This is a genomic window from Pseudomonas sp. Mb7 (assembly GCF_054790525.1).
This window is the reverse complement of record NZ_CP186501.1, coordinates 2,879,469-2,892,350: the sequence shown is the minus strand read 5'-3', so window position 1 is coordinate 2,892,350 and position 12,882 is coordinate 2,879,469. Positions and strand designations below refer to the sequence as shown.

The 12,882-nt window shown below is 60.0% G+C and carries 8 protein-coding genes; all 8 read left to right on the top strand.

Annotation, left to right across the window (positions count from 1 at the left end):
• The first annotated feature begins 70 nt into the window (after positions 1 to 70).
• Complete coding sequence (locus tag ACOYXH_RS13100; protein WP_405123481.1) at positions 71 to 2,980, top strand: TonB-dependent receptor domain-containing protein; 2,910 nt, start codon at positions 71 to 73, stop codon at positions 2,978 to 2,980.
• A 270-nt stretch (positions 2,981 to 3,250) separates the two neighbouring features.
• The gene (locus ACOYXH_RS13095) at positions 3,251 to 3,727 is read left to right on the top strand and encodes an antitoxin Xre/MbcA/ParS toxin-binding domain-containing protein (protein WP_460410875.1); all 477 of its coding nucleotides are present in this window, start codon (positions 3,251 to 3,253) and stop codon (positions 3,725 to 3,727) included.
• Positions 3,724 to 4,227: an RES family NAD+ phosphorylase gene (locus ACOYXH_RS13090; RefSeq protein ID WP_460064853.1), complete on the top strand. Its 504-nt coding sequence runs from the start codon at positions 3,724 to 3,726 to the stop codon at positions 4,225 to 4,227. Before ACOYXH_RS13095 ends, ACOYXH_RS13090 begins: the two co-directional genes overlap by 4 nt.
• A gap of 119 nt (positions 4,228 to 4,346) precedes the next feature.
• Complete coding sequence (locus tag ACOYXH_RS13085) at positions 4,347 to 7,001, top strand: TonB-dependent receptor (protein ID WP_095047841.1); 2,655 nt, start codon at positions 4,347 to 4,349, stop codon at positions 6,999 to 7,001.
• 314 nt (positions 7,002 to 7,315) lie between these two features.
• On the top strand, positions 7,316 to 9,157 hold the full coding sequence (locus tag ACOYXH_RS13080) for an extracellular solute-binding protein (RefSeq protein ID WP_095047840.1): 1,842 nt from the start codon (positions 7,316 to 7,318) through the stop codon (positions 9,155 to 9,157).
• The gene (locus ACOYXH_RS13075; RefSeq protein ID WP_095047839.1) at positions 9,144 to 10,208 is read left to right on the top strand and encodes a microcin C ABC transporter permease YejB; all 1,065 of its coding nucleotides are present in this window, start codon (positions 9,144 to 9,146) and stop codon (positions 10,206 to 10,208) included. Before ACOYXH_RS13080 ends, ACOYXH_RS13075 begins: the two co-directional genes overlap by 14 nt.
• The gene (locus tag ACOYXH_RS13070) at positions 10,208 to 11,230 is read left to right on the top strand and encodes an ABC transporter permease (protein WP_460064850.1); all 1,023 of its coding nucleotides are present in this window, start codon (positions 10,208 to 10,210) and stop codon (positions 11,228 to 11,230) included. Before ACOYXH_RS13075 ends, ACOYXH_RS13070 begins: the two co-directional genes overlap by 1 nt.
• A 1-nt stretch (position 11,231) precedes the next feature.
• Positions 11,232 to 12,806, top strand: a complete 1,575-nt coding sequence (locus ACOYXH_RS13065; protein ID WP_320413069.1) for an ABC transporter ATP-binding protein — start codon at positions 11,232 to 11,234, stop codon at positions 12,804 to 12,806.
• The last annotated feature ends 76 nt before the right edge of the window (positions 12,807 to 12,882 follow it).

The following is a 12,882-nucleotide window of genomic DNA, read 5'->3' as shown; positions in this document are numbered from 1 at the left end:
TCGCCGCCCTATAAAAAGCGCCGGCCCGCTGCTCATTCCCTGCAGATGCCTCCAACAGGGAAACCCTTCGATGTTCTCAATCAAACAAAAATTACCTCGATTGACTCTTGCTGCTGCATTGGCGATGGGCATCAGTCCATGGGCGGCGGTGGCCCAGGAATCGGCAGCGGCGGTGTTCACCTTCGACATCGCCAGCGGACCGCTCGACGAAGTGTTGCTGGACATCTCGCGGCAGAGCGGTGTACCGATTTCTTTCAGCCAAGAACTGGTGAAAGGCAAACACAGCGCGGCGGTGCGTGGGGCATTGGGCGGTCGTCAGGCGGTGGAAAAGGCCTTGCTTGGCAGCGGTCTGCAAGTCGAACAAAGCACCCAGGGTTTAACGGTTCGCGCGGCTGATGTGCCGGCGAAAGTCACCGCTGTGGCGCCGGTCACCAGCGCCGATTACCGTATGGAAAAAGTCACCGTGACCGGTTCGCGCATTGCCCGCGCGCAGAGCGATGGCGCCACACCGGTCAACGTCATTACCCACGAAGAAATGGAAGCGCGCGGCTACAAAAACGTCTACGACGCCCTGGCGACGCAGACGCAAAACACCGGAATGACCCAAGGCGAAGATTACGGCAACACCTGGCAACCGGCGGCCAGCGCACTCAACCTGCGCGGCCTCGGCCCGAACCATACGCTGGTGTTGATCAATGGCCGTCGCGTCGCCGACTACCCAACGCCGTACGACGGCAAGGTCAATTTCACCAACCTGGCGAACATTCCGTCGGCGGTCATCGAACGCATCGAAATCCTCAGCAGCGGCGCCTCGGCGATTTACGGCTCGGACGCGATCGCCGGGGTGGTCAACATCATCCTCAAGGACAAGATCAACGGTGTCGACGTCAATCTCAAGGGCGGCACCAGCGAGCGCGGCGGCGGTGACAACCAGCGCTTGCAGATCAGCGGCGGCGGCAGTTGGGGGGATTTTGACGGCTTGTTCGGTCTGGAGCTGACTAACCGCGATCCGATCTGGGCCGATGACCGTGGCTTTATGCAAAACGGCCCGCTGGCAGATGTCGGTTACCGCCGCGACCTGAGCAACAATCGTTATCGGGGACCGGGTTGCGGTGCTTATCAGGGCACCTTCGACAACAAACTGGTCAACAGCGGCGGGCGCTGCCGCACCGATCAGATGTACAACGATTACTGGACCGTGCAGACCCAGAAGGAAAACTACGACGGCTATACCCGTGGCACCTGGCATTTCAGCGACAGCGGCCAGGTCTTCGCCGATTTGATGTACGGCCTCGACCATATCCAGAACAACACGCGCGGGCCGACCTTCACCTCACCGGATTTCATCAACCAGAACAGCGGCAATCTGGAGCGCTGGTATCGACGCTTCGGCGAAGAGGAAATCGGTGGCCGCACCAGCAACAACAGCAAGTGGCGCGACACCTCATGGACCGGCACCCTGGGGCTCTCGGACAAGATCGCCGACACCGGCTGGAGTTACGATCTGGCAGCCAATCGCTCGGAATATCGCAGCGTCAGGACCACGCGCTACACGCCACTGTCATCGATTCAGGATTTCTACCTTGGCCCGCAACTCGGTGTCAGCGGCGGTTATCCAGTATTCGCCCCGGATGCTTCACGGCTCGACCGGCCGCTGACGCCGCAGGAGTGGCAGCAGTTTCGCGGCAACCTCACCCAGAGCAGCAAGTCGGTGTCGACCAGTTACAACGCCTCGGTCAATGGTGACCTGTTCGACTTGCCGGCGGGTCCGGTGGGCTTCGCCGGGGTGCTGGAAGCGGGCAAGCAGGAATACCGCGTTGACCCGGACGATGGCCTCAATGACGGCATTTTTTACGGCGTGAGCCCACAGCAGAGTTCCGGTGGCTCGCGCAAACGCTACGCGGCGGGTGGCGAGTTCAGCATTCCGCTGACTGACACGCTGCTGGCGACCGCCGCCGGACGCTGGGATCAATACAAATTCAGCGGCCGCACCGAACAGCAGAAAACCTACAACCTGGGACTGGAATGGCGCCCGGTCACCAGCCTGTTGCTGCGCGGCAGTTACGGCACCAGTTTCCGCGCGCCGGATCTGAATTACATCTATCAGTCCGACAGCAACGGCTACTACCCGGCGCAGATCGATTACTACGGTTGCAGCCAGGGCGTGGAGGGTGCCTGTGATCGTGGGCGGGTCGATTACACCCAGAGCGGTACAGCGAATCTGGAGTCCGAACGTGGCAAATCGTGGACGTACGGGTTTGTCTGGTCGCCGTCGCGCAACTTCGATTTCTCCACGGATTTCTGGCGCGTCGAGATCGATGATTTGCTGACCACTGTCGATGAAAACCGTTTGCTGCAACAGGAAAACGAATGCCGCAACGGCACGCAGGACATCAATTCGGCCAACTGCCAAGCGACCCTGGCACGCATCGATCGCAACGCCGGCAATGCCGCGGTCGACCCCAACCAGTTGCAGCGCGTGCGGGTCAATGCGATCAACGCCGCCAGCGAGCGGGTCAGTGGTCTGGATTTCAAGAGCAATATCCGCTGGGGCGCCGGGCAATACGGCGCGTTCAGTTCTGCGCTGGGTTACACCCTGGTGTTGTCGCATTACTACAAGGAGTCGGAAGAGGCACCCACGCAAGACTGGCGCACCTCACGCACCAACTACGACTGGCGCAGCAAGGTCAACGCCAGCCTGACCTGGGATTACCAGAAAGCCACGGCGACTCTGGTGGGCATTCGTTACGGTTCGGTCACCAACGGCGCGGGGGACGGTCGCCTGTCACCGTGGACGGTGTTCAACGCCAGCGCGCGTTACAAGCTCAATGACCGGGCGAGTGTCGGGCTGACCGTGAACAACGTGCTCAATCAGGTCAAACACGATGACTCGGCGGGGTGGCCGTATTACCCGACCGGCAACTATGACCCGTACGGACGGCAGTGGTGGCTGGATGTGAGTTATCACTTCGGCGGCTGAGGGCAGGAATCTCGCGTTTACGTCCTACGGAAAATGGCAGGTTTTGCGGCAAGCAGCGGATATTTCCGACGACTTTTTCAGGTTGGTCGTCGGAAGCGCGATCTATAGCATCGGACCTGACATTGAAGTCGCTGAGTGGCTTGAACGCTCAGGCTCCCAGATAAAGGATCGATTATGCGTACCCCACACATCGAGCATGAAACCTCTGTTTATTCCCTGCGCAACTTCTGGATCGACGATCGCGCCAGATGCCCCATGGAGGATGTCGCGATGCCCACAGCAAAAGTGCCCCGGCTGACGGGGCTGAAGAAGGTCGCGGGCAAGCCTGTCGATTTGCTCGTGCATGGCCAGGACCTCGGTGACGACGCCATGCTGATTGTCCGCCTTACCGAGGAGGGCTTTGAGCTGAGCGACGTCGTCAACATGCTTTCAACTTCCGAAATGTACCTGTGCGAGGACATGGTCAAACGCATCACCGGCAAATCTGTCAGAACCGTGCAGCGGCTGTTGAAGGAAGGCAAATCGGTGCGGCTTGACTCGCAACAGAGTGTCGTCGCCTACCAATATGCGCTGGTGCTGGAGATGGCCACTCGGGCGTTCGGGGGGCTGCCACAGGCGGAAATATGGATGCAGAAGTCCACCCCTTACCTGAACGGCTACGTACCGTTGGAATTGACCCGTCATCCACTGGGCTTCCAGATGGTCGAGCAATACTTGTGTCGGGTCCTGTACGGGGGTTACCCATGAATCCCTTGCCCTGGGAAGGACATTGGTATGGCTGGCGCCTGGATCAGGAGGCCTACGGAGACACGTGGGACAGCGGGATGGGTCCAAAACTGAAGGGCGGTCGATGGAATGCGCCTGGCCGGCGAGTCGTCTATGCATCTGTCGACCCGTCCTCGGCCATTCTGGAGGTGGCAGCCAATACCAGTTTTGATGCACTGGACAGAGAGCCTTATGTGCTGACGTGCTTTGAGGTCATCGGCGATGCACGGGTGAAAGTCGTTCAGCCCGAAGAGGTGCCGAATCCGTACTGGTTGAGTCCCGCGTGGCCGTCGCCCAATCAACAGCGGTTTGCCGACGCATTACTGGATGAACATCCGTTTGTCCTGATTCCCTCGGCTGCAACTCGCCACTCGTGGAATCTGCTGGTGAGCTGCGACCTCGCAGAGGGGCAGTTCAAAATGGTCTCTCAAGAACGTTTTGGTCTGGATACACGGTTGCTGAGGGACATGGCATCGGCTTGATATCGAGGCATGGCTTTTTTTTGCATAACCTCAGCACCCAACAGTCTAAATCGCCCTCTATAAATCCTTATTCGTCATCGCACATCCCTGCATAAACCAAAACGCAGGGATGGCTGTTCATGATTCAGTTTTCACCCGTCAAATCACCTTTGAGCCTGGCCTTGCTGCTGGCAATCAATACGCTGCCGGCCATCGCCGCCGATAGCACGGCAACCGAACCGACCACTCAACTGCAGCGTGTCGAAGTCACGGGTACGGCAATCCGCCGGGTCGATGCAGAAACGGCGGTGCCGGTGACCATCCTGCGCGTCGAAGAGCTGCGCGAGCAGGGCGTCACCACCACCGAGGAGCTGGTCAGTCGCATTTCTGCCAACCAGTCTTCGGTTGGCTCGGGGCGTTCGGTGGGGTCGAGCAGTGGCGGGGCGTCCTATGCCGATCTGCGTGGCATCGGCGCGAACAAGACCTTGGTGCTGCTCAACGGCCGGCGTCTGAGCAACAACGCCACCAATGCGATCAACGGCTCCGGTGTCGACCTCAACACCATTCCGTTCGCCGCCATTGACCGCGTGGAAGTGCTGCGTGATGGCGCCTCGGCGCTGTACGGCACCGATGCGATTGGCGGGGTGATCAACTTCATCACCAAGACCAGCCTGACCGAAGGGCAGATCAGCACCAACTACGACACGCCAACCCATTCGGGTGGCGGTGAAAGTCGTAACTTCAGCGGCAGTTGGGGCTTCGGTGATTTGCAGGATGATCGTTTCAACGTGTTCGGCGTGGTCAGTTATGACAAACAGCAACGCCTGGCCGCTGAAGACCGGGGTTACACCTACAACTATCAGCCGAACCGCGGACTCGATTACACCTCCGGCACCGCCTCGCCGGCCAACTGGAGTCAGGGCAGTAACGCTACCAATCCTTTGGCAGGCTCCGGCTGCAACGCACCGGGATTGCTGACGCGCAACGGCATCTGCCGGCAGAGCCTGTGGAATTACCTCGATCTGGTGCCGGAAACGGAGAAGACTTCGGCCTTCGCCAAAGCCACCGGCAAGCTGTCCGACGATCACAATGTCAGTCTCGAATACTTTTGGGCGCGTAACGAAAACCGCACGCAAATCGGCCCCGGCACGTTGATGGGCAATCAGGTCAACCCCGGCACGGCGTTCTATCCAGGTAACGGCATCACCCCCGGGCCGAACGGTTTCGCCCTCGATCCGACGCAACCGGTCGACGTGAACTGGCGCGAAACCGCCGTCGGCGCGCGTCAGCACGAAGACGACAACACCAGTCAGCGCTTGCTGCTGAATTTTGACGGCACGCTGGTCGGCTGGGATTACAACCTCGGCGCCTCATACAATCAGAACAAAGTGATCAACAGCATTCAGGACGGCTACGTCAATGACCGTGCCGTCAGCACCGGTATTGCCAATGGCGTAATCAACCCGTTCGGCCCGCAGACGGCTGCCGGTTCGGCGCTGTTGGCGGCCAACGCGGTGGACGGCGATTACGCCACGGCGGTAGGGCGGGTGAAGGCCATCGACGGGCGCATCAGTCGTGAAATCGGCGACTGGTTCGGTGCCGGCCCTTCGGCGTTGGCGCTGGGCGGCGAGTATCGCAAGGAAGACTTCCATCAGGATTTCGCAGCATTTGCCGGCGATGTGCAAAGCCTCGGCGTTGATCCGAATGGCAGCGTCGCCGGGGATCGCAGCGTCTCGGCCGAGTACGCCGAGGTCAACGTGCCGGTGCTCGACAGCCTCGAATTGTCTGCGGCCGTACGCCATGACAAGTACAGCGACTTCGGCAGCACCACCAACCCGAAATACTCGTTCCGCTTCCAGCCATTCAAGGAATTGGTAGTGCGCGGTGCCTACAGCGAAGGGTTCCGCGCACCGTCGTTGTATGAGTTGTACAACCCGACCTTTACCAGTTTTACCAACGCCAACTACAACGATCCGCGTTTGTGCGCGGGCGGTAATCCGAGCAATGGCGGCATTGCCAACCGCGACTGCGCACAGCAGTTCAATCGCACCAGCGGCGGCAATACCGACCTGAGCCCGGAAACCGCGCGCAACGTCACCCTTGGGTTTGTTTACCAGCCGTTCGAACGCCTGACTGCCGGGCTGGATTTCTGGTGGATCGACATCGCCAACCAGATTGCCGAGTTCCCGGAATCGGCGGTGTTCGAGAATCCTGAGCTGTACCCCGATCGCCTGGTGCGCAAGCCGGATGGCTCCATCGATCATATCGTCACCGGCCTGGCCAACCTCGGCAAGATCAAGACCAATGGCGTCGATGTCAGCTTCGACTATCGCTTGCCGAGCACGCCGTACGGTAATTTCGGCATTGGCCTGCAAGGCACTTACGTCACCCGCTATGACTACCAGCAACAACTCAAGGGCGATTACATCGACAAGCTGGGTGATTTCCGTGGCGGCGACTTTGCTTCGGCGGGCGCCGTGGCGCGCTGGCGGCACAGCCTCACCGGCAGCTGGAATTACGGCCCATTCGGCGCGGCCCTGACCAACCGCTACACCAGCGGTTACCACGACTCCGATCGCGACACTCACGATTACGTCGGCTCGTACAACGTCTGGGATCTGGCTGGCACCTACACCTGGCGCAAGACCTTAAGCGTGACCCTCGGCGCGAAAAACCTGTTTGACCGCGAACCACCGTTCAGCAATCAGACCTACACGTTCCAGAGCGGCTACGACCCCAAATATGGCGATCCGTTTGGGCGGACGCTGTACACGCGGGTCAGTTACAAGTTCTGAATCGAGCCCTGTAGGAGCTGCCGAAGGCTGCGATCTGATGATCTTCCAACGGCAAAAAATCGCAGCCTTCGGGAGCTCCTACAGACCAGGTTTTCGCAGTTGGTGCGGATTTTAGTCAGTTATTGATCTAAAGCCTGCTCTATAAAAATCGCCGGCCTGTTGCACATCACAGGTAGGCAGGATGTGTGTTGACTGTTCTGGTGCTATCGCGAGCAGGCTCACTCCTACATTGGATTTGTGTTCACCGCAGACCCTGTAGGAGTGAGCCTGCTCGCGAAGAGGCCAGTAGCAGCACCGTGTAAAAGGATCTGCCCATGTTCTCAAGGCTTATTTTGTTCAGCGCATGTGCGCTTTTAACGCCGTTCAGTTTGGCCGCCCCGCAAGTGGCGTTGACCGTCTACGGCGAAGCCGCCAAATACGCCCCCGACTTCCAGCACCTGGCCTACGCCAACCCCGACGCACCGAAGGGCGGCAGCCTGCGCCGGTCTTCCCTGGAAAGCGGCCCGTTCGATCACCTGATTCCTTACACCGACAAAGGCACTGGTGTGGCCGACATCGATGGCTGGCTCTACGCGCCACTGGCCTATCGCAGCAAGGACGAACCCTACAGCGTCTATGGTCTGGTGGCGCAGCAGATGGAGCTCGATCCGGATCGCCGCTGGCTGCGTTTTTACCTGAACCCAAAGGCACGTTTCGACGACGGTACACCGATCACCGCCGAAGACGTGCGCTACACCTTCAACCTGTTCATCACCCAGGGCAGCCTCAAATACCGCCAGCAGTTTCGCGATGTCGCCGAGGTCATCGTCGAGTCGCCGACGCAAGTGCGCTTCCTCTTCAAGAACAACGACAGCCGCACCTTGCCGCTGGACCTGGCGACACTGCCGGTGCTGCCCGAACATTGGTGGCGGACACGTGATTTCGCCGAGGGCGGCGGTTTCGAGATTCCGCCGGGCAGTGGCCCGTATCGCATCAGCGCGGTAGATGCCGGGCGCAGCGTGAAATTTCAACGGGTACAGGATTGGTGGGCCAAGGATCTGCCGATCACTCGCGGCCTCTACAACTTCGATCAACTGAGTGTGGAGTTCTTCGCCGACACCGACGTGTCACGGCAGGTGCTCAAGGCCGGCGGCTTCGATTACAACCGCGAGTTTTCCGCCACCAGTTTCACCATCGGCTACGCGGGCGCTGCACTCGAGCAAGGCAAATTGCTTCGTGAACACCTCGCACCCGGTGCTGCGCAAGGCGCGCAGGGCTTTGTGTTCAACCTGCAGAAACCGCCGTTTCAGGATCGTCGCGTGCGCCAGGCAATCGCCATGCTCTGGGATTTCGAATGGAGCAACCGGCAGATGATGCGCAACATGTACCTGCGTCAGCGCAGCTACTTCTCCCACAGCGCGCTGGCGGCCACTGCATTGCCGGATGCCGAAGAGCTGAAGATTCTGGAACCGTTGCGCGGACAGATTCCCGATGAAGTGTTCACCACGGTGTTTGAAGCACCGAAAACCGACGGCAGCGGCAACGTCCGCAGCGAACAGTTGCAGGCACTGAAGCTACTCGAAGCCGCTGGCTGGAAACCTCAGGGCGATCAGTTGGTGAACGTCAATGGCGAACCTCTGCACTTTACCTTTCTCAATGGCCAGAAAGGTTTCGAACGGCTGTTATTGCCGTTCAAACGCAACCTGGCGCAGATCGGCATCGGCTTTGATATCCGCCAGGTCGACACCGCGCAATACACCAACCGCGTGCGCAATCGCGACTACGACATGATCGTCGCCGGTTACCCGGTGAGTCAGGCGCCAGGGCGCGAGATGTTCAATTACTTCGGCTCCGATGGCGCCGCTGACCCCGGCTCGAACAATTACATGGTGCTGTGCGATCCGGCAGTCGATGCACTGCTCGAAGGGCTGGTGCAGGCCGACAATCGCCAGAGTCTGCTGCGCCACGCTCATGCACTGGATCGGGTGTTGCAGTGGGGCTATTACTGGGTACCCAACTATTACCCGCCGGGAATTTCCACAGTGTGGTGGAACCGCTTCGGCCGACCGGCGATTGCCCCGCTCTACGACGCCGGTCTCGACACCTGGTGGGAAATCAGCCCGACTGCACTGACATCAGCGCAGATGCCCAAGGAGTACAGCCATGTGGGGCTATAGCCTGCGGCGTCTGCTGCTGATCGTGCCGACCTTGCTCGCGATCCTGTTGGTCAATTTCGTTATCGTGCAAGCCGCGCCCGGTGGCCCGGTCGAGCAGGCCATCGCGCGCTTGCAGGGCATTGGCGTCGGCGCGGCGGTGGGTTCCAGCCATGTCGAAACTGTTGGTGGCGAGTCTCGTGCCACCCGGGGGCTGGACCCGAAACTGGTGGCCGATATCGAGCGTCAGTACGGCTTCGACAAACCCGCCAGCGAGCGCTTGTGGCTGATGCTCAAAAGCTATGCGCGACTGGATTTCGGGCAGAGTTTCTTTCGCGGTGCCAGCGTCACGGAACTGATCTGGCAGAAGCTGCCGGTGACTTTGTCGCTGGGCCTGTGGGCGACGTTGATCACCTATCTGGTGTCAATTCCGCTGGGCATTCGCAAGGCTGTGCATAACGGCTCGGCGTTCGATGTCTGGAGCAGCGTGGCGATCATCATCGGCTATGCGTTGCCGGGATTCCTTTTCGCTCTGCTGCTGATCGTGGTGTTTGCCGGTGGCACGGCGCTGGACTGGTTTCCGGTGCGCGGGCTGGTCTCGGACAACTTCGCCGAGCTGTCGCCGTGGGCCAAAGTGGCCGACTATTTCTGGCATTTGGTGCTGCCGGTGATTGCCTTGGTCATTGGGGGGTTCGCCACGTTGACGATCCTGACCAAGAACAGCTTTCTCAACGAGATCTCGCGACTGTACGTGGTGACCGCGCGCGCCAAAGGGCTGAGCCAAAGGCAGGTGTTGTACGGCCATGTGTTTCGCAACGCGATGCTTCTGGTCGTCGCCGGTTTGCCGCAAGCGTTGGTGACGGTGTTCTTCGGCGGCTCGTTGCTGATCGAAGTGATCTTTTCCCTCGATGGTCTCGGCCGCCTCAGTTACGAAGCGGCAGTCGCGCGCGATTATCCGGTGGTGTTCGGCTCGCTGTTTATCTTCACCCTGTTTGGCCTGCTGATAAAACTGCTCGGCGACCTTTGCTACACGCTGGTCGACCCGCGCATCGACTTCACCGCGAGGGCTGCCTGATGCTGACATTATCTCCCATCGGCCAGCGCCGCTGGGCGCGCTTCAAGGCGCATCGCCGTGGTTGGTGGTCGTTGTGGCTGTTTCTCGCGCTGTTCGGCCTGAGCCTCGGCGGTGAGTTGGTGGCCAATGACAAACCGCTGCTGGTGACGTATCAGGGCGAATGGTATTTCCCGGCGTTCAAGCGTTACACCGAGCAGGATTTCGGCGGCGAGTTGCCGTTTCAACCGGACTATCGTAGCGCGCAGGTGCGGCAATTGATCGAGGGGCAGGGCGGGCGGTTGTGGTTTGCGCCGATCCCGTTCGCGTTCGACACGGTCAATTACGACCTCACGGAGCCGGCACCGAGTCCGCCCAGTGGCGACAACTGGCTGGGCACTGATGATCAGGCGCGCGACGTGCTGGCGCGGGTGATTTTCGGCACACGTGTATCGCTGCTGTTTGCCTTGGCGCTGACCGCGGCGAGTGCGCTGATCGGCATCGCCGCCGGGGCATTGCAGGGCTACTACGGTGGGTGGGTCGACCTGATCGGTCAGCGCTTGCTGGAGGTCTGGTCGGGGCTGCCGGTGTTGTACCTGCTGATCATTCTGTCCGGGTTCGTCGAGCCGAATTTCTGGTGGTTGCTGGGGATCATGGTGCTGTTTTCCTGGTTGAGCCTGGTCGATGTGGTGCGGGCCGAGTTTCTGCGCAGCCGTGGCCTGGAATATGTGAAAGCGGCACGCGCGCTGGGGGTGGGCGATGCGCAGGTGATCGTTCGGCACATCCTGCCCAATGCCATGAGCGCGACGCTGACCTACCTGCCGTTCATTCTTACCGGGGCGATCGCGACGTTATCGGCGTTGGATTTTCTCGGTTTCGGCATGCCGGCCGGCAGCGCTTCGCTGGGCGAGTTGATCGGTCAGGGCAAAAGCAATCTGCAAGCACCGTGGCTTGGCCTGACCGCGTTCTTTGCCTTGGCGCTGATCCTTTCACTGCTGGTATTCATCGGCGAAGCCTGCCGCGATGCGTTTGATCCGAGGACTTGATATGCCCGAACATCTGATCGAAATACGCGACCTGCGCGTCGCCTTCAATGGCCAGTCTGTGGTGCACGGCATCGACCTTGATATCCGCCCCGGCGAATGTCTTGCGCTGGTCGGGGAATCCGGCTCCGGTAAATCGGTGACGGCGCACAGCATTCTGCAATTGCTTGACCCGGCCATCACGCAGATTGATGGCAGCATCCGCTATGTTGGCGAGGAGTTGCTTGGCGTACATGAGCGCTACTTGCGCCAATTGCGTGGCAACCGCATCGCGATGATTTTTCAGGAGCCGATGAGCTCACTGAACCCTTTGCACACGATTGAGCGGCAACTGGGCGAAAGCCTCGCGCTGCACAAGGGGCTGGCCGGGGCGGCGGCGCGTCAGCGAATTGTGCAATTGCTCGAACTGGTGGGCATTCAACGTCCGCGCGAACGGCTCAAGGCTTATCCGCATCAATTGTCGGGCGGTCAGCGACAACGGGTGATGATCGCCATGGCGCTGGCCTGCGAGCCACAGTTGTTGATTGCCGACGAGCCGACCACTGCGCTGGACGTGACCGTGCAACGCAAGATTTTGTTGCTGCTCAAAGAACTGCAGGAGCGCCTGGGAATGGCGCTGTTGATCATCAGTCATGATCTGAATCTGGTGCGCAATATCGCTCAGCGGGTGGCAGTCATGCGTGGAGGATTGATCGTCGAGCAGGCGCCTTGTGAACAGTTGTTCAGCACGCCGCAGCATCCTTACAGCATTGAGTTGCTCAACGCCGAGCCGGGTGGCGAGGCGTTGTGTCGGGAACCCGCTGAGGATTTGCTGGAGGTGCGCGATCTCAATGTGCGCTTCCGTTTGGGCGGTGGCTGGCTGCGCGCGAAGTCTTGGTTGCACGCGGTCAGCGGCATTGATTTGAATCTTCAGCGCGGCAAAACCCTGGGCATTGTTGGCGAGTCCGGTTCCGGCAAGTCGACGCTGGGCCAAGCGATTCTGCGTTTGCTGGATGCTCGGGGCAGCATCCGCTTTCAGGGCGAGGCGCTGGAGCACTTGAGCGGCAAGCAACTCAGGCCGCTGCGCAAACGTCTGCAAGTGGTGTTTCAGGATCCGTTCGGCAGCCTCAGTCCACGTTTGTGCGTGGAGCAGATCATCGCCGAAGGTTTACAGGTGCACAGTGATTTGAACGCCGATGAGCGTGAGAGGGCGGTGATCGATGTGCTGCGTGAAGTCGGTCTTGATCCGGCCACCCGCCATCGCTATCCCCACGAGTTTTCCGGTGGTCAGCGGCAACGCATCGCCATTGCCCGGGCGCTGGTGCTCAAGCCTGACTTGATCCTGCTGGATGAGCCGACCTCGGCACTGGATCGCACGGTGCAAAAACAGATTGTCGCGTTATTGCGGCGTTTGCAGGCGGAACACGGCTTGACCTATCTGTTCATCAGCCACGACCTGGCGGTGGTGCGCGCGTTGGCCCATGACTTGATTGTGATGAAGGACGGTGAGGTGGTGGAGCGTGGCGAGACGAATGCGCTGTTTCATGCCGCGCAGCATCCGTATACCCGAGAGTTGCTGGCCGCTTCGTTCACCGGGTAACCCTGTAGGAGCTGTCGAGTGAAACGAGGCTGCGATCTTTTGACTTTGCGTTCTAAAAAGCCAGATCAAAAGATCG

Excerpts from the sequence above, each read along its gene's own strand:
- ACOYXH_RS13075 (WP_095047839.1), top strand. The coding sequence starts at position 9,144 with ATGTGGGGCTATAGCCTGCGGCGTCTGCTGCTGATCGTGCCGACCTTG.
- ACOYXH_RS13070 (WP_460064850.1), top strand. The coding sequence starts at position 10,208 with ATGCTGACATTATCTCCCATCGGCCAGCGCCGCTGGGCGCGCTTCAAG.
- ACOYXH_RS13065 (WP_320413069.1), top strand. The coding sequence starts at position 11,232 with ATGCCCGAACATCTGATCGAAATACGCGACCTGCGCGTCGCCTTCAAT.
- ACOYXH_RS13080 (WP_095047840.1), top strand. The coding sequence starts at position 7,316 with ATGTTCTCAAGGCTTATTTTGTTCAGCGCATGTGCGCTTTTAACGCCG.
- ACOYXH_RS13100 (WP_405123481.1), top strand. The coding sequence starts at position 71 with ATGTTCTCAATCAAACAAAAATTACCTCGATTGACTCTTGCTGCTGCA.
- ACOYXH_RS13090 (WP_460064853.1), top strand. The coding sequence starts at position 3,724 with ATGAATCCCTTGCCCTGGGAAGGACATTGGTATGGCTGGCGCCTGGAT.
- ACOYXH_RS13085 (WP_095047841.1), top strand. The coding sequence starts at position 4,347 with ATGATTCAGTTTTCACCCGTCAAATCACCTTTGAGCCTGGCCTTGCTG.
- ACOYXH_RS13095 (WP_460410875.1), top strand. The coding sequence starts at position 3,251 with ATGCCCACAGCAAAAGTGCCCCGGCTGACGGGGCTGAAGAAGGTCGCG.